The sequence below is a fragment of the Bradyrhizobium sp. HKCCYLS2038 genome (genome assembly GCF_051167655.1).
In the GTDB taxonomy this organism is placed as follows: domain Bacteria; phylum Pseudomonadota; class Alphaproteobacteria; order Rhizobiales; family Xanthobacteraceae; genus Bradyrhizobium.
The window spans coordinates 66,976-87,593 of sequence record NZ_JBNPTM010000005.1 but is presented as its reverse complement, the minus strand read 5'-3'; the positions used below and the strand labels follow the sequence as shown (position 1 = coordinate 87,593).

18 protein-coding genes are annotated in these 20,618 nt (G+C 64.0%); 9 read left to right on the top strand and 9 right to left on the bottom strand.

Annotated elements, in window-relative coordinates; genetic code table 11:
- Positions 1-4: 4 nt before the first annotated feature.
- Positions 5-1,003, bottom strand: a complete 999-nt coding sequence (locus ACQR1I_RS22385; protein WP_434871090.1) for a Bug family tripartite tricarboxylate transporter substrate binding protein — start codon at positions 1,001-1,003, stop codon at positions 5-7.
- A gap of 351 nt (positions 1,004-1,354) precedes the next feature.
- Positions 1,355-1,492: a hypothetical protein gene (locus ACQR1I_RS22380; RefSeq protein ID WP_284420614.1), complete on the bottom strand. Its 138-nt coding sequence runs from the start codon at positions 1,490-1,492 to the stop codon at positions 1,355-1,357.
- Between the two features lie 307 nt (positions 1,493-1,799).
- Here ACQR1I_RS22380 and ACQR1I_RS22375 point away from each other — a divergent pair, with 307 nt between their 5' ends.
- The gene (locus tag ACQR1I_RS22375; RefSeq protein ID WP_434871089.1) at positions 1,800-2,648 is read left to right on the top strand and encodes an SDR family NAD(P)-dependent oxidoreductase; all 849 of its coding nucleotides are present in this window, start codon (positions 1,800-1,802) and stop codon (positions 2,646-2,648) included.
- 197 nt (positions 2,649-2,845) lie between these two features.
- Positions 2,846-3,325 carry a peptidoglycan-binding domain-containing protein gene (locus ACQR1I_RS22370; RefSeq protein WP_434871088.1) on the top strand — a complete coding sequence of 160 codons (480 nt, stop codon included), beginning with the start codon at positions 2,846-2,848 and terminating at the stop codon, positions 3,323-3,325.
- 181 nt (positions 3,326-3,506) lie between these two features.
- Here ACQR1I_RS22370 and ACQR1I_RS22365 read toward each other — a convergent pair whose 3' ends face one another.
- A complete protein-coding gene (locus ACQR1I_RS22365; RefSeq protein ID WP_434871087.1) occupies positions 3,507-4,064 on the bottom strand; it encodes a hypothetical protein in 558 nt (185 codons plus the stop codon).
- 49 nt (positions 4,065-4,113) lie between these two features.
- Here ACQR1I_RS22365 and ACQR1I_RS22360 point away from each other — a divergent pair, with 49 nt between their 5' ends.
- Positions 4,114-4,683, top strand: a complete 570-nt coding sequence (locus ACQR1I_RS22360; protein ID WP_434871086.1) for a DUF4291 domain-containing protein — start codon at positions 4,114-4,116, stop codon at positions 4,681-4,683.
- 93 nt (positions 4,684-4,776) lie between these two features.
- Positions 4,777-5,232, top strand: a complete 456-nt coding sequence (locus ACQR1I_RS22355) for a macro domain-containing protein (protein WP_434871085.1) — start codon at positions 4,777-4,779, stop codon at positions 5,230-5,232.
- A gap of 125 nt (positions 5,233-5,357) precedes the next feature.
- On the opposite strand, the gene ACQR1I_RS22350 is transcribed toward ACQR1I_RS22355, so the two are convergent.
- The 5 genes from ACQR1I_RS22350 to ACQR1I_RS22330 form a co-directional block, all read right to left on the bottom strand.
- Positions 5,358-6,185 (bottom strand): hypothetical protein, encoded by an 828-nt coding sequence (locus tag ACQR1I_RS22350; protein ID WP_434871084.1) that lies wholly within the window; start codon positions 6,183-6,185, stop codon positions 5,358-5,360.
- Between the two features lie 143 nt (positions 6,186-6,328).
- On the bottom strand, positions 6,329-6,784 hold the full coding sequence (locus ACQR1I_RS22345; protein WP_434871083.1) for a hypothetical protein: 456 nt from the start codon (positions 6,782-6,784) through the stop codon (positions 6,329-6,331).
- A gap of 259 nt (positions 6,785-7,043) precedes the next feature.
- Positions 7,044-8,321 (bottom strand): formyl-CoA transferase, encoded by a 1,278-nt coding sequence (gene frc, locus ACQR1I_RS22340; RefSeq protein ID WP_434871082.1) that lies wholly within the window; start codon positions 8,319-8,321, stop codon positions 7,044-7,046.
- A 65-nt stretch (positions 8,322-8,386) separates the two neighbouring features.
- Positions 8,387-10,120: an oxalyl-CoA decarboxylase gene (gene oxc / locus ACQR1I_RS22335; RefSeq protein ID WP_434871081.1), complete on the bottom strand. Its 1,734-nt coding sequence runs from the start codon at positions 10,118-10,120 to the stop codon at positions 8,387-8,389.
- Positions 10,121-10,192: 72 nt separating this feature from the next.
- Positions 10,193-10,888 carry a GntR family transcriptional regulator gene (locus ACQR1I_RS22330; protein ID WP_434888841.1) on the bottom strand — a complete coding sequence of 232 codons (696 nt, stop codon included), beginning with the start codon at positions 10,886-10,888 and terminating at the stop codon, positions 10,193-10,195.
- Positions 10,889-11,115: 227 nt separating this feature from the next.
- Here ACQR1I_RS22330 and ACQR1I_RS22325 point away from each other — a divergent pair, with 227 nt between their 5' ends.
- From ACQR1I_RS22325 to hyi, 5 genes are all read left to right on the top strand, one after another.
- Complete coding sequence (locus ACQR1I_RS22325; RefSeq protein WP_434871079.1) at positions 11,116-13,254, top strand: acetate--CoA ligase family protein; 2,139 nt, start codon at positions 11,116-11,118, stop codon at positions 13,252-13,254.
- 127 nt (positions 13,255-13,381) lie between these two features.
- Complete coding sequence (locus ACQR1I_RS22320; RefSeq protein ID WP_434871078.1) at positions 13,382-14,227, top strand: IclR family transcriptional regulator; 846 nt, start codon at positions 13,382-13,384, stop codon at positions 14,225-14,227.
- A 394-nt stretch (positions 14,228-14,621) separates the two neighbouring features.
- Positions 14,622-16,424, top strand: coding sequence for an adenine deaminase (locus tag ACQR1I_RS22315; protein WP_434871077.1), 1,803 nt, complete (start codon positions 14,622-14,624; stop codon positions 16,422-16,424).
- A 169-nt stretch (positions 16,425-16,593) separates the two neighbouring features.
- A complete protein-coding gene (gene gcl / locus ACQR1I_RS22310; protein ID WP_434871076.1) occupies positions 16,594-18,381 on the top strand; it encodes a glyoxylate carboligase in 1,788 nt (595 codons plus the stop codon).
- A 33-nt stretch (positions 18,382-18,414) separates the two neighbouring features.
- Positions 18,415-19,209, top strand: coding sequence for a hydroxypyruvate isomerase (gene hyi / locus ACQR1I_RS22305; protein ID WP_434871075.1), 795 nt, complete (start codon positions 18,415-18,417; stop codon positions 19,207-19,209).
- A 44-nt stretch (positions 19,210-19,253) separates the two neighbouring features.
- On the opposite strand, the gene ACQR1I_RS22300 is transcribed toward hyi, so the two are convergent.
- Positions 19,254-20,579, bottom strand: a complete 1,326-nt coding sequence (locus ACQR1I_RS22300; RefSeq protein WP_434871074.1) for an MFS transporter — start codon at positions 20,577-20,579, stop codon at positions 19,254-19,256.
- Positions 20,580-20,618 lie beyond the last annotated feature (39 nt).

The following is a 20,618-nucleotide window of genomic DNA, read 5'->3' as shown; positions in this document are numbered from 1 at the left end:
CCGCTCAGTTCGAGGCCAGGAAGCCGGCTTCCTTCATCAGCAGCTCGTGACGCTTCTCCTCGGTCTCGACCCATTTGGCGTAGTCGACCCCCGTCATGAACGTGGTGTTGAAGGCGCCGGTCTTCATGAAGTCCTGCCATTCCGGCGTCTCGCGGACCTTCTTGAAAAGGTCGACGTAGTAGTCGATCTGGTCCTTGGTGGCGCGCGGCGACATGAAGATGCCGCGCAGCATCACGTATTCGATGTCGAGGCCCTGCGACTTGCAGGTCGGAATGTCCTTCCATGCCTTGCCGTCGGTGATCTGCTCGTCGTAGCCCATCGGCTTGTCGTCGAACACGCAGAGCGGCCGGACCTTGCCGCCGCGCCACTGCGCAACCGCCTCGATCGGATTGTTGACGGTGGAATCGACGTGATTGCCGACCAGCTGAACGGCGACCTCGCCGCCACCCTTGTACGGAATGTAAGTGAACTTGGCCCCGGTGGTCTTTTCCATCGCCACCGTGATGATCTGGTCTTCCTGCTTCGAGCCGGTGCCGCCCATCTTCAGCGTGCCGCCACCTTGCTTCACCGCGTCGATGTAGTCCTTGGCGGTGGTATAGGGCTTCTCGGCGTTGACCCAGAGCACGAACTCGTCGAGCGCGAGCATCGCGACCGGGGTGAGATCCTTCCAGCTGAAGGGGATGCCGGTGGCGAGCGGGGTGGTGAAGAGGTTCGACAGCGTGATGATGATCTTGTGCGGGTTGCCTGCGGACGCCTTGACGTCGAGGAAGCCTTCGCCGCCGGCGCCGCCGGACTTGTTGATCACCACCAGCGGCTGCTTCATCAGGCTGTGCTTGGTGACGATGCCCTGGATCGTCCGCGCCATCTGGTCGGCGCCGCCGCCGGTTCCGGCGGGAACGATGAACTCGACCGGCCGGACGGGCTCCCATCCCGCAACAGCCGATGCATGGCTCGCGGCCACGGCCACAGCGGCAGCCAGGACGACGCGCATGGAACGCTTCATCGACGCATTCTCCCCTTCATTCCAGGACGTGACGGCTTCTTCCGGCCGCTACGTCCGAATTGCCGCCCTTGTCGGGCCTTGCAGATCTCGCCCCAGCCGGCGCTGGGCGTCAGCGCTCACGCGAGCATAGGTTGAGTCCTCGGCTGTCCGCAATTACGACCGCAACCGCGTAGAGCACGTCGATTTTGATATGAGCAATTCCCAACCGCAATTCAGGAGAGCCGCCGACGGTGCGGCAGGGCGGATTTGTCGCAGTTTGACGGTCCCCCAAAAAGCAAAAGCCCCGGAGATCCGGGGCTCTTGTTTGGGCTTCAATCCTGCTGTCCGGGCGCGTCGCCGCGCCAAGGCTGCTCAGAGGCCGAAATAGGGGAGGTCGCCGTTGCGGTTGGCGGCGCGCGCGCTGGTCATGAGCACGCGGTCGAGAGCGGCCAGGAAACGGCCGAACAGGGACACCGAGTTGACGAGGGGGAGGGCGACGGTCTTGGCCATGGTTTGTCTCCTTCAGTGAGGCGGTATGACGTTCTGACTGAGGAGAATTTACGTATACCAGATGCCAGATACAACGGATGATATTGCATGGCAGCATGAGTGTTTTGCGGTGCAGCAGGAATGTTACAATAGGAATTTCCAATCAAAAGTGACGGTCTCATATGGAAAAACCACCATCTCAATGTCAGGCCGGAAGAACAAAGGTATTATGCTATTCTAACTCATCCTTGCGTCTTGCGCGGCGGATCAAGTGCGACAGAGTTGTGGGTGTCGGAGCTCGACTGCAGACATTTCGGGGAGAATGCGCATGAAGGACCTCGCTGGAAAGACGGCATTCGTGACCGGGGCGGCATCCGGCATCGGATTGGGCATCGCGACGGCGTTCGCCCAGGCGGGCGTGAAGGTGATGCTCTGCGACATTGAGGAGAAGGCTCTGTCGGCTGCGCTGGAGCAGCTGCGGCTCACCAATGCGGATGTCGATGGCGTGCGGGCGGACGTCTCGCTCAAGGCCGAGCTTGCCGCCGCCGCGGAAGCCACGACGGCGCGCTACGGCAAGGTGCACATCCTGGTCAACAATGCGGGCGTCGGCGGCGGCGGACCGTATGGCACCTGGACCGACGCGTCGTGGAATTGGACCCTCGGCGTCAACCTGATGGCGACGATCTGGGGCATCGAGATCTTCGGCCCGCTGATCGAGCAGCATGGCGAGGGTGGGCACATTGTCTCCACCGCCTCGCTCGCCGGCCTGATTTCGAACGGGAGCACCGCCTACAATGTCTCGAAGTATGGCGTCGTCGGGTTGTCCGAGGGCCTGCGGCACGAGCTCGCGCCGCGCGGCATCGGCGTCTCGGTGCTGTGTCCCGGCTTCATCAGGACGCAGATCATGGACTCCCGCCGCAACGTGCCGCAGCGTTTCGAGGAGCCCGTCCGTCCGCTGCCGACGTCCGGCCCGCTTGCCGAGCGCATCAACATGATCCGGGAGCGCGTGTCGCACGGCATCGATCCGCTCTATGTCGGCGAGCTCGTCCGCGAAGGCGTCGAGAACGACTGGCCCTATATCTTCACCGACCTCGAATTCGAGCCGATGATCGACGCCCGCTTCGCCACCATCAAGCAGGGCTTCGACCACATTCGCGGGCGCATTCCGAAACGGTGAGCGAGCGGCGCTCGCGCGCTGCGCCCCGCGTGCAATGCGATGCAACAATCGGCGGGAGGCGAGGGAACCGTGTCGCGCGGACCGCAGTTGTTCTGCAATGAAGCGGGGTGACGCCGCCGGATGTTGATCACTGGGTTGGTCGGGCTGTATCTCTCCTGCTGGAACAACATCGGCAGACCTGAGGGCGAAGGAAGGCCATGCGCTTCTTGATCCTGGCACTCTCCATCCTGGCGATCGTCGGAAGCACGCATGTTGCGAACGCGGGTCTCAGCACTTCGCCTCGTGGAACGACGGCGCCCGCCGAGACGGCGAGCGCGAGCGAGGATGCAAATCAGCAGACCGAGAACCAGATCGGCCTCACCAACGCGAAGCGTCGCGCGGTGCAACGCGGGCTGACCAGGCTCGGGTTCGACACCAAGGCCAACGGGGCGTTCGACGAACGGACTCGCGCGGCGATCGCACGCTGGCAGGAGGAGCGCGGCTACCCCGCGACCGGTTATCTCGATGCCACCCAGCACAAGGCCCTGATGGACGCAGCCACCGAGGCCGCCAAATCCGACCGTCAAGCGCGTCGGAGCTCGGGCGGACGTACGCGGCATTCGCGAAACGCCGGAGGTCCCATCGGCGCGATCGGCGGCGCGATGCACCGCGTGGTGGGCGGAATATTCGGCAGGTAGGTCGTCCGGCCTCGAACGAGGCGAATTTCGCCCGTAGCCATAGCAAAGCGTATAATCAGGATCGGGCGATCTTTGAGATCACGCTCCGCGATCCGTCCCCGAAAGCTCCGGCCATTCTGGCGGTACCCTCTTTAAGGCTGACCTCGCTGAGCGGTGACAGTTTTCCATCACAAGGTAAGCCTTAGGAGGAAATCCCGTAGTATTGCCGATAAGAAGCAAGCTGCTGCTGCGGCGTGAAGCCTTCAAAGTCGCCGGCGCGCTTGCAGTCTTCCAGCATGGCAAGAAGCTCTTTGGCTTCGGGGGCGCTGCTCGAATGCAGGAATTCTTCAGTGGCCTCGAGACCAGCCCCGCAGACGAGTTGAATGTCGATGGTGCATCCTGCGTCGAAGGACGACATCTTGGCCTCGAAGATCAGAAGAGCATCACTGGCGATGCCGGCCGAGAACAGCTGCGTGCACAGGAGCTTCAACGCCTCGTTGCTGGTTCGATCGTTATCGTCAGTCTCAGCTTCGATGAGCCGGCGGATTTCGGGAAGGTCGTCCGCAGCTGGAGTGAGGCCGAAGCGGGCGAGCAAGTCGTTTTCATCCATAATGAGAGAGAATCCAGCAAACCGCGCGGTGCGGTCAACAGGCCGATTGAGCGCTTCACGCCAGAAATCGTCAGTGGTGGATCGGACGGCCGCAATTGGCGATGCGGGTAGGATGCGGGGATAGGCTGAAGCCGCAACATCGTGCCGCACCGACAGCTCATGGGGCAATCGCGCGCAAATTCATGCTAATGTGGCGCCCATGATCCCCGAGCGACAAATCAGAGCATCCTACACCCCAACGACAATCCGGGTGTATCAGGCCTATTCAGACGGCATCGCCGACGCGGCTTTGAAGCAGGGCACGTTCGTCTCACCGCCCTTCAGCATGACCCGGATGACGTGGATCAAGCCGTCGTTTCTGTGGATGATGTATCGCGCCGGGTGGGGCTCCAAGGACGACGGCCAGCGCCGCATCCTCGCGATCGATATCACCCACGATGGCTTCAACTGGGCCTTGGCAAATTCCTGCCCGAGCGAGCGCCCGCGCGACCTCGATGCTGAAGGCTGGCGGCGGCTGAAGGATGCTTCGCCGGTCAGGATCCAGTGGGATCCGGAGCGCGATCTTCATTTCGCGCCGCTCCCGCATCGGACAATTCAAATTGGCCTGAGCGGAGAAGCGGTCCGCCTGTATGTGCGCGACTGGATCAAGGCGATCACGGACGTGACGCCGCTCGCGCATGATATCTATTCCGACGTGAAGGCGGGCGCGCTGGACAGCGCGCGCTCGAAGCTGCCGGTTGAGCGTGCGTATGAAGCTGTGGATCAATAACGATCACATGCAGTAGAGCCGCCGACCACTGCGCGACGTTTGCTGCGTTTGTGGCGTCGGACATTCAACGACTTGGAGTCGAAACGAAAGCCGATGAAGGTCATCAAGGGAGATTTGATCAGGCTCGCGCTCGACGGTGCGTTCGATGTGATCGTCCATGGCTGCAATTGTCAGTGCACCATGGGAGCAGGGATTGCAAAGACCATCAAGAACATCTTTCCTGAGGCCTATGCGGCCGATCTGACGACGACGAAGGGCAGCCGCGAAAAGTTGGGCTCGATATCGACTGCGATCGTCACCCGTGGCGGCCACCAGCTGACGATCGTCAACGGCTATACGCAGTTCAACTGGCGCGGACCGGGGGTTCTGGTCGACTACGCTGCCGTGAGAAACGTCATGAAGGACGTGAAAGCCAGATTCTCCGCGCGCCGCATCGGCTATCCCAAGATCGGCGCGGGCCTGGCCAAGGGGGATTGGACACGGATTGCAGAGATCATCGATGCCGAGCTCTGGGAGGAGGATCACACCCTGGTGGAGTATGTGCCGTGATCACGCTTGCCGCAATCCAGATCCGGCCTTGGGTACCAACGGCCATCCTGGGGCGCTGAAATCGAAAACTATACCAGCGCCGCCTCCCAATATCCCATCGAGCACGGCCGGTGCTCTCGCCGCGCTCATGGATCGTAGATGATCTTGGATTTGATACTCAATCTGGCAGCGGCGGCGTCGACTTCTTCCTGGCTTTGAGGATAGGATTCAAAGACGATGTTTGCCTTGAAAAGACGTGGATAGTATCGCGGGTGGAGCGTCCATAGGATGTCGCGGTCCACTCCCGTCTCGGCGTAGATGCTGGCCACTCGCTTTCTGACGTGGGCGCTGTCGGGCGGCGCCACGGACGATGGGTCAATCGCTCTCTCCCGAAAATACTGGGCTATGCGCGCCGATGAGTATTCGACGGTGTCGCCCCCCTCACGACATGGACCACGCCGGAACGCTCTCGGGCCACCCTCGCGTGGCGTCTTGAGGAAGGCACAATATGGATCGGCCGGGTCGCTGCTTCCGGGATTGTGCCAAAGCACGAGGGCGTCCTTGAGCACGAACGTATGGTCGGGAGCGGTCATGATGAACTCGGCACAGGCCGAGAAACAATAGTCGTAGACGACGACCGTCGCGTGGCGATCACGAATGAGCTTGGCGAGTTCGAGGGCCTTGTCTTCCCTCCCGCCAAGGCTGCGGATGACGACGAGTCCACCGGGCTCGAGAGTTTCTGCCGGTAAAACGTCGAGGCCTGGAAGCAGCGCAGCGTCGAGGCACAGGGTGTGCTTGTCCGGGCTGAGCGTGATCAGACTCCGCGGCCGGATCGTCCGGCAGTATTCGGCAGCACGTCCGTAGCTCTCACGAACAATTGCATCGTCTTGAGCAGATGCCGCGCGTGGCAGACATGGAAGCCCGATGGATAGCAGGACAGCGAACCACCAGCCCTTTTGGACCCAATCGGCCACCGAGACAGCTCCTCAACGGCATCTACTTCCGGCTGCAGATCACGATTCTCTATCATCTGTCGCGCAAGACATCAAAATCGTAATGTCGTGAGGACGAGACAGCAAACGGCTTGGTGCATCCCAGTGTCGGCAGCCTTGTGCCGTCAGCGGACCGCTGAGCGCCATTCCAGCTGCCGCGTTCTCAAAGCTGCAAAATATGCCTCCGATGGAGGGCGCGGCCCGCTCCGCAATGCGGTAAGGAAGGCATCAGGTGGCTTGTAGTGATGCTGGGTGACGTAGTGATAGATCATGCTTGGCGCGGCATAAGACTGTCCTGATGGTCCGATCACTCTGATTTCCGAGTCGCCGAGCATGACGGCCTCGCCATTCCGCGTCACACGGAATCGCTCGTAGCTCCAGTCAGAACACAGCTCACAGTCGTGCAGGCCGCGCGTTTGGTTGACCGCCAGCTTGCAGTGCTCCCACAGCAGGTCGAGATCGCTTTCCAGAGCCCGTTCCGTTGCAAACGAGTGGCCGAGGGCCAGCCAGCCTACGTTCTGTGCGCCGAGAACTTCAGAACGACGATATTGGTATGGCGAGAGATCTCGGAAATAGGCCATGCGGTGATAACCACTGAGCAACGGATCATACGCCGTCGCGAGGGGAACAACTGCGCCACCCCCAATGTGCCCACGGTTCGAGACATTGTCGATAGGGCGTGATCGCCGGCCATGGGAGGAGGCAACGGTTTCAGCAGGGGCGGAGCGAAAGAAATCCAGTTTCCCAGCCTGCGAATCAAAAAGCCGCCGGGCATGCCGGCGGCTTGATGTCGGTGGGACAGGCGCTGCTATCGCACCTGTCCGTTGCTTAGATCGCCGCTTACTCCGCGGCTTCCTTGCGCGGCGGATCGAGGGCGCCGGAGTCGTGGATGTCGGCGACCTGGTGGTCGCTGAAGCCGAGCACCTGGCGGAGGATCTCGTCGGTGTGCTCGCCGAGCAGCGGCGAGCGGGTGACGTCGGCCGGGCTGTCCGAGAGCTTGATCGGGTTGCCGACCGAGAGATACTTGCCGCGGGTCGGGTGATCGACCTCGACCAGCGTGCCGGTCTTGCGCAGCGACTCGTCCTCGGCGATCTCCTTCATCGACAGGATCGGGCCGCAGGGGATGTCGAACTCGTTCAAGATGTCCATGGCCTCGAACTTGGTCTTGGTCATGGTCCACTGCTCGATGCGGCCGAAGATCTCGTTCAGGCGCGGCAGGCGGGCGGCGGGCTTGGCGTAGTTCGGATCGGTCTTCCAGGTCGGCTCGCCGATCACGTCGCAGATCTTCTCCCAGACCGGAGCCTGGGTGATGAAGTAGATGTAGGCGTTCGGGTCGGTCTCCCAGCCCTTGCACTTCAGGATGCGGCCCGGCTGGCCACCGCCGGAATCGTTGCCGGCGCGCGGCACGGCGTCGCCGAACGGGATGCCTTCGCCGAACTGGCTGTATTCCTTCATCGGGCCGCGCTCGAGGCGCTGCTGGTCGCGCAGCTTGACGCGGCAGAGGTTCAAGACGCCGTCCTGCATCGCGGCCGTGACGCGCTGGCCCTTGCCGGAATGCGTGCGCTGATAGAGCGCGGTGACGATGCCGAGCGCGAGGTGCAGGCCGGTGCCGGAATCGCCGATCTGCGCGCCGGTGACGAGCGGCAGGCCGTCACGGAAGCCGGTGGTCGAGGCGGCGCCGCCGGTGCACTGCGCGACGTTCTCGTAGACCTTGCAGTCCTCGTAGGGGCCGGGGCCAAAGCCCTTGATCGAGGCGACGATCATCTTCGGGTTGATGGCCTGGATCTTCTCCCAGGGGAAGCCCATGCGATCGAGCACGCCGGGGCCGAAATTCTCGACCAGCACGTCGCACTTCTTGATCAGCTCGGTCAGGACTTCCTTGCCCTTCGGGTTCTTGGTGTCGAGCGTGATCGACCGCTTGTTGTGGTTCAGCATCGTGAAATAGAGGCTGTCCACGTTCGGAATGTCCTGCAGCTGGCCGCGGGTGATGTCACCCACGCCCGGACGCTCGACCTTGATCACGTCGGCGCCGAACCAGGCCAAAAGCTGGGTGCAGGTCGGTCCAGACTGGACGTGGGTGAAGTCGAGAATGCGAACGCCCTCGAGCGCCTTGGTCATGTTGTTCCTCTCCGTAACGAATGGTCATCCCGCAGGAGCGGGCAGGTGATGTCTTGCGGGTGGCCTTACTTCTTCTTGGTCAGCACGCTCTGCGGATTGAGATTGCCGATACGGCCGCTCTCCGAGCCCGCCGCGGGATCGATCACGGCGTTGATCAGGGTCGGCTTGCCGGAATCCATCGCCGCGTTGACGGCGCGCTTCAGCTCGTCCGGCGAGGTGGCGTTGACGCCGACGCCGCCGAAGGCTTCCATCATCTTATCGTAGCGCGCGCCCTTGACGAACACGGTGGTCGCCGGGTCGTCGCCCGCCGAGTTCTGGTCGGTGCCGCGATAGATGCCGTCATTGTTGAAGATGACGACGCAGATCGGCAGATTGTAGCGGCAGATGGTCTCGACTTCCATGCCGGAGAAGCCGAAGGCACTGTCGCCCTCGATCGCCAGCACCGGCTTACCGGTCTCGACCGCAGCGGCGATCGCCGATCCCATGCCGATGCCCATGACGCCCCAGGTGCCGACGTCGAGACGCTTGCGCGGCTGGTACATGTCGATCACGCCGCGGGCGAGGTCGAGCGTGTTGGCGCCCTCGTTGACCAGGATCGCGTCCGGACGCTCCTTGATGATGGTGCGGAGCACGCCGAGCGCGCCGTGATAGTCCATCGGCGAGTTGTTGTTCATCAGCCGCGGCGCCATCTTGGCGACGTTGTCCTCGCGCTTCTTCTGCACGGCGCTCAGCCACTCGACCGGAGCCTTGGCCCAGTTGCTGCCCATGGCGTCCGAGAAGGCCGATACGACCGAGCCGATGTCGCCGACCACGGGAGCCGCGATCTCGACGTTGGAGTCCATCTCCTTCGGCTCGATGTCCACCTGGATGAACTTCTTCGGAGCATCGCCCCAGCTCTTGCCCTTGCCGTGCGACAGCAGCCAGTTGAGGCGGGCGCCGATCAGCATGACGACGTCGGAATCCTTCAGCACGGTTGAGCGCGCAGCACCAGCGCATTGCGGATGCAGGTCGGGTAGCAGGCCCTTGGCCATGCTCATCGGCAGGAACGGCACGCCGCTCTTCTCGACGAAGGTCTTGATGGCCTCGTCAGCCTGCGCATAGGCCGCGCCCTTGCCGAGGATGATCAGCGGGCGCTTGGCGCTCTTGAGAACGTCGAGCGCGCGCTTGACCGAGTCGGGGGAGGGGATCTGTGCCGGCGAGGGATCGATCACCTTGACCAGCGACGCCGCGCCGGCCTGGGCGTTCATCACCTGGCCGAACAGCTTTGCCGGCAAATCGAGATAGACGCCGCCGGGACGGCCCGATACGGCGGCGCGGATCGCGCGGGCGAAGCCGATGCCGATGTCCTGGGCGTGCAGCACGCGGAACGCGGCCTTGCACAGCGGCTTGGCGATCGCGAGCTGATCCATTTCCTCGTAGTCGCCCTGCTGCAGGTCGACGATCTCGCGCTCGGACGAACCCGAGACCAGGATCATCGGGAAGCAGTTGGTCGTGGCATGCGCCAGCGCGGTCAGGCCGTTGAGGAAGCCCGGCGCCGAGACGGTGAGGCAGACGCCCGGCTTCTTGGTGAGGAAGCCCGCGATCGCGGCGGCGTAGCCGGCGTTCTGCTCGTGACGGAAGGAGAGCACGCGGATGCCTTCAGCCTGCGCCATGCGGCCGAGGTCGGTGATCGGAATCCCCGGGACGTTGTAGATCGTATCGATCCCATTCAGCTTCATCGCGTCGATGACGAGATGGAAGCCGTCTGTCAGTTCCTGGTGGGTATCCGGTGCCTCGGTCTTAACAGCAGTCTGCGGCATGCGCCTCTCTCCCTGGTCGTCTCTTGAAGACGCCTTCGGCGTCTTCTTCTGTTTGATCGTGTCAGCTGACGATCAGCTGAATAGTTCCTGCCCGTGAGTCTCGACGTAGGTGGCGAGGCCCAGCGTGTGATCGCGGGCGAGCTTCTCGGCGAGCTCGGTGTTGCGTTCCTCCAGCGCCTCGATGATCGCGAGATGCTCGGGCAGGGAGGCCGCAATACGATCGGTACGTCCGATCGTGAGCTGGCGATAGCCGCGCACGTGCAGCAGAATGTCGTTGGTCATGTCGACGAGGACGGGCGATTCCGACAGCGAGATCAGCGCCTGATGAAATGCGATGTTCGCCTTGGAATATTCCTCGATGTGCTCCTGCGGCGGGCGGTCCTTGCCGAAATCCTTGAAGTAGTCCCGCAGCGCCGTGATGTCCTTCTTGCGCGCGATCGTCGTGATCATGCGCGCGGCCATGCTTTCCAGCGCGGCCCAGGCGCGGATCATGTCGACGATCTCGCTCTTGGTCCGCCTGACAACGACGATGCCACGGCGCGGCACGGTCTTGACGAACCCGTCCTGCTCCAGCATCGCGATCGCTTCGCGAATGGGCGTGCGGCTGACACCGAGACGCTCGGACAGCGCGCGCTCGTCGAGCATCACCGGCTCCGGCGACGCGTAGATGTCCATCTTCAGGATCGCTTCGCGCAAGGCCTCATAGGCCTTGTTCTTGAAGCTCGTCTCCGGGGCAATGCGAGCGATCGCGATGTCGGCCTCGGCCATGATGGGCAATGCCTTGCTTGTTTTCTCTGTAGACAAGACCGATCTCCTCTCCTTGGGAGATGTCTGTTTACAGCATTTTACGTCCAAGATTTTTGGCATACCAGATGCCAGACTGTCAAGCTGCGTGCTTTTTCAGCGTTTCCACACCTTCGCTGACCTTGACAAAGTTTGCTTCTGGCATACCAAATGCCATAAACGACGACACCAATCTCCAGGAGGAAGCCCCAATGTCAGACGCCGCCCACGCCAAAGCCACGATCCGTGCAGTACTGGATCGGGTTAAGGCCGACAAACGCACCAGCCTAACCGCGCCCGAGGGCAAGCTGGTCTGCGACGCCTATGGCATTCCGGTGCCGAAGGAAGGTGTGGCGAAGTCGGCGGCCGAGGCGGCCAAGATGGCCGGCGACATGGGTTTCCCGGTCGTCATGAAGATCGTTTCCCCGGACATTCTCCATAAGACCGAGGCCGGCGGCGTCATCGTCGGCGTCAAGACCGCCGACGACGCGCAGAAGGCGTACGAGACCATTCTCGCGAATGCGAAGAAGTACAAGGCCGACGCCAAGATCGAAGGCATCCAGGTGCAGCAGATGCTGACCGGCGGCACCGAGGTCATCGTCGGCTCGATCACCGACGGCTCGTTCGGCAAGCTGGTGGCCTTCGGCCTCGGCGGCGTGCTGGTCGAGGTGCTGAAGGATGTGACATTCCGTCTCGCCCCCGCGACCAAGGAAGATGCGCTGTCGATGCTCGACGGCATCCAGGCTCATGAGATGCTCAAGGGCGTCCGCGGCGGCGATGCGGTCAGCCGCGAGGCGCTGGCGGATGTCATCGTCAAGGTGTCGCAGCTGGTCAGCGATTTCCCTGAGATGGTCGAGCTCGACCTCAACCCGGTGTTCGCGACCAAGAACGGCGCGATTGCCGCCGACGTCCGCATCGTCGTCGATTTCGACTACAAGCCGCGTCCGGCACCGCGCTCGAACGACGAAATCGTCACCGCGATGAACCGCATCATGAAGCCCCAGGCGGTCGCCGTGATCGGCGCCTCCGCCGAGGACGGCAAGATCGGCAACTCGGTGATGAAGAACCTGATCAATGGCGGCTACAAGGGCCAGATCTATCCGATCCACCCGAAGGCCTCCGAGATCCTCGGCTACAAGGCCTATAAGAGCGTCAAGGACGTCCCCGGCGTGATCGACACCGCCGTGTTCGCGATCCCCGCCAAGTTCGTCGCCGGCGCGCTGACCGAATGCGGCGAGAAGCAGATCCCCGGCGCGGTGCTGATCCCGTCGGGCTTTGCCGAAGCCAACGAGCCCGAGCTGCAGGCCGAGATCGTCGAGATCGGCAAGAAGTACAACGTCCGCCTGATGGGGCCGAACATCTACGGCTTCTACTATACGCCGGCCAATCTCTGCGCGACCTTCTGCACCGCCTATGACGTCAAGGGCCACGCCGCGCTGTCGTCGCAGTCGGGCGGCATCGGCATGGCGATCATCGGCTTCTCGCGCTCGGCGAAGATGGGCGTGTCGGCGATCGTCGGCCTCGGCAACAAGTCCGACATCGACGAGGACGATCTGCTCGCCTTCTTCGAGCAGGACCCGAACACCAACCTGATCGCGCAGCACTGCGAGGATCTCAAGGACGGCCGCGCCTTCGCGGAAGCCGCCAAGCGCGTCTCCAAGAAGAAGCCGGTCATCGTGCTGAAGGCGGGCCGCACCTCGGCCGGCGCCAAGGCGGCTTCGTCGCACACCGGCGCGCTCGCCGGCAACGACAAGATCTACGAGGACGTGCTGAAGCAGTCCGGCGTCATCCGCGCCCGCAGCTTGCGCCAGCTGCTCGAGTTCGCCCGCGGTGTGCCGGTGCTGCCGACGCCGAAGGGTGAGAACGTCCTCATCATCACCGGCGCTGGCGGTTCGGGCGTGCTCTTGTCCGACGCGGTCGTCGACAACGGCCTGTCGCTGATGGCGATGCCGCCGGATCTCGATGCCGCCTTCCGCAAGTTCATCCCGCCGTTCGGTGCCGCCGGCAACCCGGTCGACATCACCGGTGGCGAGCCGCCGATCACCTATGTGAACACGGTCAAGCTCGGCTTGTCGGACGACCGCATCCACGCGCTGATCCTCGGCTACTGGCACACGATCGTGACCCCGCCGATGGTGTTCGCGCGCAACATGGTCGAGGTGAAGAAGGAGATGGAGGCCAAGGGCTTCGTCAAGCCGATGGTTGCCTCGCTCGCCGGCGACGTCGAGGTCGAGGAGGCCGCCGAATATCTCTACCAGAACGGCATCCCGGCCTACGCCTATTCGACCGAGCTGCCGGTCGAGGTGCTCGGCGCCAAGTACAAGTGGGCGCGCGGCGCGGGCCTGCTCTAAGTCAAATCGACGCGAATGCCGCTCCGGCTATGGCCGGGGCGGCACTTTCTTTGATAGCGTGACGAAGCAAGATCCGTCCGTCCTGCAACGACGCCGCCCCTGAGAGGGTCGCGCAGAGAGGCGCCACGTGATCCGTCGCAAGACGATTGAGCCACGCGCAGATGCCGCGGCCGAGCCCCGCGACGGCGGTGTGCAATCCGTCGGCCGCGCGCTGCAGATCCTGGAAATTCTCGCCGAAGACGACGAAGGCTATCGCCTCAGCGATCTCGCCGTCCGGGCCGGCCTCTCGACTTCCACCGTTCATCGCCTGCTGACGACGCTGGAGAAGCGCCGCTTCGTCCAGTTCGACCGCCTGGAATCGAAATGGCATGTCGGCGCGCAGAGCTTTGCTGTCGGCGCGACCTTCACCCGCCGGCGCAATTTCGTCGCGCTGGCGATTCCCTATCTGCGGCGCCTGCGCGACCAGTCGCGCGAGACCGCCAACCTCGCCGTCGTCGACGACGAGTCGCTGATGGTGCTGCTGCGGCTCGAGAGCCGCGAGATCATGCGTTCGCTGACCAAGGTCGGCGGCCGCCTCTCGATGGTCACCTCCGGCATGGGCAAGGCGGTGCTCGCGACCTATTCCGACGATGACGTCAACGCCATCATCCACCGCCAGGGCATGCCGCGCCTGACCGAGAAGTCGATCATCCGCGCCAGCGACCTGTTCCGCGAACTCGAGACCATCCGCCGCCAGGGCTACGCCGTCGACGACGAGGAAGCCCGCCTCGGCCTGCGCTGCATCGCCGCCGTCGTCCACGATTCCTGCCGCGAGCCGCTGGCCGCGATCTCGGTCTCGGGCCTGGCGAGCAGGCTGACGGAAGAGCGGGTGCCGGTGGTCGGGGGAATGGTGCGGGATATTGCGGCGGAGCTGACAGCGGCGCTCGGGGGAGTGGGGCCGGTGGCCCGGCAAGGGGAATCTCGGCCCGATTGACTGCGAGCCGATGGTCGAGGCACAGCCTTGGTGACTGTCACTTGAAATGGCAGCCAGTCGCCCGCAGCGAACATCCGAGCTCTGTCCTCGTCATTCCGGGGCGCGCGCAGCGCGAGCCCGGAATCCATAGCCGCAGGCCGTCATGAGTCGCGAACTGGCGGTGGCGCTTGTCTTCGACAAACAACCGGTCGTGGTTATGGATTCCGGGCTCATCGCTAACGCGATGCCCCGGAATGACGGCAGAGAGCCTGTGCCACGATCAGGCCGCACGCGCGGCTGGCCGTTCACCTTGCTCAAGGGGTGAGCAGGCGCCAAGCGGTATTTGGGCTTGCCGACACCCCGCTCGCGCGCAACCATCCGTATCGGATCACGCAACTCGCCCAGGGAGCCTGCCATGACCAAACTCACGCGCTTTTCGGTCGCCCCCCTGTACACCATGACGCGGCGGCTCGCCGATGTCGCATCGAGCCGCGCGGCGCCCGATCTCGTCATTACCGGCGCGCGTGTGCTGTCGACCTATTCCGAGCGCATCCACCCGAACCGCGAGCTCTGGATCACCGGCGGACGGGTCGCGGCAGTCAAGCCGGCCGGCGCGCACAAGGCACTTCCCAGGGGCTTCGCGATCCACGACGCGGCCGGCGGCATCATCGCGCCGGGGTTGGTCGATCCGCACATCCACATCGAGTCCTCGATGGTGACGGCCTGCGCCTATGCCGAGGCGGCGCTGCTCAACGGCACCACGACGATCTTCTGCGACAGCCACGAGATCGGCAATGTGATGGACGTCGCCGGCGTCGAGGCGATGCTGGAGGACGCGCGGCAGGCGCCGCTGTCGATCTTCCTCACCGTGCCCTCCACCGTGCCGGCGACATCGGCGGCGCTGGAGACCGCCGGCGGCGACCTTACGCCGGACAAGATCGCCGGCCTGTTCGACCGCTGGCCGGAGGCGGTGGCGCTCGGCGAGAAGATGGATTTCGTGCCGGTCTGCATGGGCGACGAGCGCAGCCACGCCATCCTTGCAGCGGCCCTGCAGCGCGGGCGGCCGGTGTCCGGCCACGTCTATGGCCGCGAATTCGTCGCCGCCTATGCGGCGAGCGGCGTCACCGATACGCATGAGGCGATCGACCGCGACATCGCCGATGATCTGCTCGATGCCGGCGTCTGGATCTTTCTGCGCGGCGGCCCGCCGACGACGCCGTGGCACAGTTTGCCGCAGGCGATCCGCACGATCACCGAGCTCGGTGCCTCGCACAAGCGCACCGCCGTCTGCACCGACGATCGCGATGCCGACGATCTCATGCTGTTCGGCCTCGACTGGGTGGTGCGCGAAGCCGTGAAGGCCGGGATGTCGCCGGAGCAGGCGTGGTCGATGGGCTCGCTGCACGGCGCGACGCGCTTCGCGATGGACGGCGAGATCGGCGGGCTCGGCGGCGGCCGCCGCGCCGACCTCGTGCTGCTTGACGACGGCCTGAAGCCGCAATCGACCTGGTATGGCGGCGAGCTCGTTGTCGACAAGGGCAAGATCACCGCGCGGCTCGATCAGGCGCTGTCGCAACGCTATCAGTACCCGAAAGCCGCCTATGCCACCGTGAAGCTGCCGGCTCAGATGAAACTGACGCCGGAGCTTCCTGCCAAGGCCTGCACCGTCAACGCGATCAAGACCGCGCTGCCGGGCATCACGCTGATCCACGAGAAGGTCGCGATCGAGCCGGCCAATGATTGGGAGACGCTGTTCGCGCGCCATGGCCTGTGCTTCGTCGCCGTCATCGAGCGCCACGGCAAGTCCGCCGGCAATGTCGCGCATGGCCTCCTGAAGGACTTTGGCCTGAAGCGCGGCGCGGTCGCCTCCAGCGTCGGCCATGACAGCCACAACATCATCGTCGCCGGCACCAATGAGGCCGACATGCAGGCCGCCGTCGCCGCAATCGGCGCGCAGCAGGGCGGCGTCTGCGTCGTTGCCGACGGCAAGGTGAGGGCGATGGTTCCCTTGCCGATCGCAGGCCTGCTCTCCGACAAGCGCGTCGTCGAAGTTGCGGAGGAGGTGAAGCTTTTGAAGACGGAATGGGTCGAGGCGGGCTGCACCATTCCCTACATGGGCTTCAATCTGATTCCCCTATCGGTCATTCCGGAAATTCGTATCACCGACAAGGGCCTCGTGCTGGTGCCGCAGATGGAGCTCGCGCCGCTGTTCGAATAGCGTCGACGCGCCGCAACTCATCAGTTCATGTCATCCCATCTCAGTCGCAACTAATTGAGGATGAGCATGTTTTGCCAAGCATTCTGCATCGTGGGAAAAATCGACGACTGAATTGAGATCGCACCCGTCAGCAGCGATCCTCGCGCATCAACCAAACGGGAGACGCGAGATGGCGAAGATGCGGGCGATCGATGCTGCGGTGCGGATCTTGGAGAAGGAGGGCGTCGCTTGCGCCTTCGGCGTTCCCGGGGCGGCGATCAATCCGCTTTATTCTGCGCTGCAACGGCGCGGCTCGATCCGCCACATTCTCGCCCGCCACGTCGAGGGCGCCTCGCACATGGCGGAGGGCTATACCCGCGCCAAGGCCGGCAATGTCGGTGTGTGCATCGGCACGTCGGGCCCGGCCGGCACCGACATGATCACCGGGCTCTATTCGGCCATTGCCGACTCCATTCCAATCCTCTGCATCACCGGCCAGGCGCCGCGCGCGCGGCTCTACAAGGAGGATTTCCAGGCCGTCGACATCGAGCAGATCGCCAAGCCGGTGACGAAGTGGGCGGTGACGGTGCGCGAGCCCGGCCTGGTGCCGCGGGTGTTCAGCCAGGCCTTCCACATCATGCGCTCGGGCCGCCCGGGTCCGGTGCTGATCGATCTGCCGCTCGACGTGCAACTCGCCGAGATCGAGTTCGACGACGAGACCTACGCGCCGCTGCCGGTCTACAAGCCCGCGGCGACCCGCAAGCAGGTCGAGAAGGCGCTGGAGATGCTCAATGCGTCCGAGCGTCCGCTGATCGTCGCCGGCGGAGGCATCATCAACGCCGATGCCAGCGATCTGCTCGTCACCTTCGCCGAGATCGTCAACGTGCCTGTCGTGCCGACCCTGATGGGGTGGGGCGCCATTCCCGACGATCATGTGCTGATGGCCGGCATGGTCGGCCTGCAGACCAGCCACCGTTACGGCAACGCCAATTTCCTGGAGTCCGATTTCGTGCTCGGCATCGGCAATCGCTGGGCCAACCGCCACACCGGCTCGCTCGAGACCTACACCAAGGGCCGCACTTTCGTACATGTCGACATCGAGCCGACCCAGATCGGCCGCGTGTTCAATCCCGAGCTCGGCATCGTCTCCGATGCCAAAGCCGCGCTGGAGATGTTCATCACCGTCGCGCGCGAATGGCGCAAGGCGGGTCGCTTGCGCGAGCGGCAGGCCTGGCCGGCGGCGTGCCAGGACCGCAAGCGCACGATGCTCCGCCGCAGCGATTTCGATCAGGTGCCGATCAAGCCGCAGCGCGTCTATCACGAGATGAACAAGGCGTTCGGCCGCGACACCTGCTATGTCAGCGTCATCGGCCTGTCGCAGATCGGTGGCGCGCAGTTCCTCAGCGTCAACCACCCGCGTCACTGGATCAACGCCGGGCAGGCGGGCCCGCTCGGCTGGACGCTACCGGCCGCGCTCGGGGTCCGCGCTGCCGATCCCAAGCGCGAGATCGTCGCGCTGTCGGGCGACTACGACTTCCAGTTCCTGATCGAGGAGCTCGCGGTCGGCGCCCAGTTCAACCTGCCTTACATCCACGTCGTCGTGAACAACGCCTATCTCGGCCTGATCCGCCAAGCCCAGCGCGGCTTCTCGATGGACTATCAGGTGCAGCTGTCGTTCGACAACATCAATGCGCCGGAGGTCGGCGGCTACGGCGTCGACCACGTCGCGGTCGCGCAAGGCCTCGGCTGCAAGGCGATCCGCGTCACCGATCCGCGCCAGGCGCAGGCGGCGTTCGCGACCGCGCGCGAATGGATGGCGGATTACCAGGTGCCTGTGGTGGTCGAGTTCGTGCTCGAACGCGTCACCAATATCGCGATGGGCACGGAGATCGACAACGTCGTGGAGTTCGAGGAGGTGCTCGATCTGCCGGTGGACGAGACGCCGGCCGAGCCGGCCCGCACGCTGCAGCCGGCCTGACCGCAGCCATCGCACTCAGTCGAGGATCACGTCATGCCGCGCTTTGCCGCCAATCTCACGATGCTGTTCAACGAGCTGCCGTTCATGGAGCGCTTCGCCGCCGCCAAGGCGGCCGGCTTCAGCGGCGTCGAATATCTGTTCCCGTACGAATTCGACAAGACCGAGCTGCGCGAGCAGCTCGCCCGCCACGGCCTGACCCAGGTGCTGCACAATCTACCCGCCGGCAACTGGGCGGCCGGCGAGCGCGGCATCGCGATCCTGCCGGATCGTGTCGACGACTTCCGCGACGGCGTGCGCCGCGCGATCGAATACGCCAGGGCCCTCGACTGCCGGCAGCTGAACTGCCTGGTCGGGATCGCGCCCGATGATGCCGATCCGCGCGAGCTCAACCAGGTGCTGGTGCGCAACCTGCGCTTCGCCGCGACCGCGTTGAAGGCGCAGGGGATCAAGCTCCTGATCGAGCCGATCAACACGCTCGACATTCCCGGCTTCTTCCTCAACCGCACCGCCCAGGCGCTGCAGCTGATCTCGGACGTCGAGTCCGACAATCTGTTCGTGCAGTACGACATCTATCACATGCAGATCATGGAGGGCGATCTCGCCCGCACCATGCAGAAGCATCTCGCCCGCATCGCGCACATCCAGCTCGCCGACAATCCCGGCCGCCACGAGCCCGGCACCGGCGAGATCAACTACCCCTTCCTGTTCCGCCACCTCGACGCGATCGGCTACAGCGGCTGGATCGGCTGCGAGTACAAGCCGCGGACGATGACGGAAGAGGGGCTGGGCTGGTTTGATCAGCGCATGGCTGTTGGCGAGCGGTCTTGACCGGAGTGGATCGCCTGTGAAGACGCGGTCTTCCTGTTCAGCCGCTACTCCGACGGCGAAGCGGGCGCGCGTTCGAGCGCGGGGTCGTGGCCCACTGCAAGCACGATGCCCATCGCGATGATGCCTAGGCCGGCGAGCAGCAGCAGACCTGCCGTGTAGCTGCCGGTATGATCCCTCAGCCAGCCCATCGCGAACGGGCCGGCAAATCCCGCCAGGTTGCCGATCGAGTTGATGACGGCAATTCCAGCGGCCGCCGCGGCGCCCGACAGAAACGCGGTCGGCAACGTCCAGAATACCGGCAGGCAGGCGAAGATCCCGAATCCTGCAATACAGAACGCGAGCATCTTGAGGGTCGGATCGGCGAACAGCACGGCCAGGACGAGTCCGGCGGACGCAATAGACAGCGGGATCGCCGCGTGATAGGTGCGCTCCGCCGCCTGATCGGAGCGCCGGCCCCACCAGACCATGCCGATCACGCCGACCAGATATGGCGCCGCCGATACGACCGTCGTCAGGAAGGTGTTGAGCCCGAACGCCTTGACGATCTGCGGCAGGAAGAAGCTCAGGCCGTAATTGGTCGCGACCGCGCCGAAATAGATCAGGCTGAGCGCGAGCACGCGGCGATCGAACAACACCTCGGAGACCGTGTAGGACCTGACAGCCTCGCGCTGGCGGCGCTCGACCAGCAGGCGGCGGGTGAGCCAGTCCTGTTCGTCCCGCGCCAGCCAGCCGGCGACCTCCGGGCGATCCGTCAGATAGAAGAACACGACGACCGCGAGGATGATGGCGGGGATCGCCTCGATGAGAAACAGCCATTGCCAGCCGGTCAGCCCGAAGCCGCCATGCAGGTAGAGCAGCAAGCCGGAGATCGGCGCGCCGATCACGGTCGAGAGCGGGATCGCGGCCATGAAATAGCCGATGATCCGGGCGCGATGCTCCGCCGGAAACCAGAGCGTGAGATAGAAGATGATGCCGGGAAAGAAGCCGGCCTCGGCGACGCCGAGCAGGACACGCAATAGATAGAAGCTGTATTCATTGCCGAGCCCGGACACCCGGGAGATCCAGGGCAGGCAGGCCATCAGCCCGGACAGCACGCCCCAGCTCAGCATGATCCGCGCAATCCAGGTGCGCGCGCCAAAGCGCTCCAGCAGCAGGTTGGACGGCACTTCGAAGATGAAATAGGCGACGAAGAAGATGCCCGCGCCAAAGCCGAACGCCGTCTGCGACAGGCCGAGATCCGCATTCATGGTGAGTGCGGCGAACCCGACATTCACCCGGTCGAGATAGGCGACGAAGTAGCAGACGACCAGAAACGGAACGAGGCGCGCGGTGACCTTGGCGATTGTACGGGCTTCGAGATCTTGCAGCATCTGACTCGTCCGATATCGGACAAGAACTCATGACTTGGA

What these genes read in the sequence shown, in the direction of transcription:
- ACQR1I_RS22345 (WP_434871083.1), bottom strand. Translation starts at nt 6,784, where the DNA reads ATGGCCTATTTCCGAGATCTCTCGCCATACCAATATCGTCGTTCTGAA.
- ACQR1I_RS22360 (WP_434871086.1), top strand. Translation starts at nt 4,114, where the DNA reads ATGATCCCCGAGCGACAAATCAGAGCATCCTACACCCCAACGACAATC.
- frc (WP_434871082.1), bottom strand. Translation starts at nt 8,321, where the DNA reads ATGACCAAGGCGCTCGAGGGCGTTCGCATTCTCGACTTCACCCACGTC.
- ACQR1I_RS22385 (WP_434871090.1), bottom strand. Translation starts at nt 1,003, where the DNA reads ATGAAGCGTTCCATGCGCGTCGTCCTGGCTGCCGCTGTGGCCGTGGCC.
- ACQR1I_RS22355 (WP_434871085.1), top strand. Translation starts at nt 4,777, where the DNA reads ATGAAGGTCATCAAGGGAGATTTGATCAGGCTCGCGCTCGACGGTGCG.
- oxc (WP_434871081.1), bottom strand. Translation starts at nt 10,120, where the DNA reads ATGCCGCAGACTGCTGTTAAGACCGAGGCACCGGATACCCACCAGGAA.
- ACQR1I_RS22370 (WP_434871088.1), top strand. Translation starts at nt 2,846, where the DNA reads ATGCGCTTCTTGATCCTGGCACTCTCCATCCTGGCGATCGTCGGAAGC.
- ACQR1I_RS22330 (WP_434888841.1), bottom strand. Translation starts at nt 10,888, where the DNA reads ATGGCCGAGGCCGACATCGCGATCGCTCGCATTGCCCCGGAGACGAGC.
- ACQR1I_RS22315 (WP_434871077.1), top strand. Translation starts at nt 14,622, where the DNA reads ATGACCAAACTCACGCGCTTTTCGGTCGCCCCCCTGTACACCATGACG.
- ACQR1I_RS22380 (WP_284420614.1), bottom strand. Translation starts at nt 1,492, where the DNA reads ATGGCCAAGACCGTCGCCCTCCCCCTCGTCAACTCGGTGTCCCTGTTC.
- ACQR1I_RS22325 (WP_434871079.1), top strand. Translation starts at nt 11,116, where the DNA reads ATGTCAGACGCCGCCCACGCCAAAGCCACGATCCGTGCAGTACTGGAT.
- gcl (WP_434871076.1), top strand. Translation starts at nt 16,594, where the DNA reads ATGGCGAAGATGCGGGCGATCGATGCTGCGGTGCGGATCTTGGAGAAG.
- ACQR1I_RS22300 (WP_434871074.1), bottom strand. Translation starts at nt 20,579, where the DNA reads ATGCTGCAAGATCTCGAAGCCCGTACAATCGCCAAGGTCACCGCGCGC.
- ACQR1I_RS22375 (WP_434871089.1), top strand. Translation starts at nt 1,800, where the DNA reads ATGAAGGACCTCGCTGGAAAGACGGCATTCGTGACCGGGGCGGCATCC.
- hyi (WP_434871075.1), top strand. Translation starts at nt 18,415, where the DNA reads ATGCCGCGCTTTGCCGCCAATCTCACGATGCTGTTCAACGAGCTGCCG.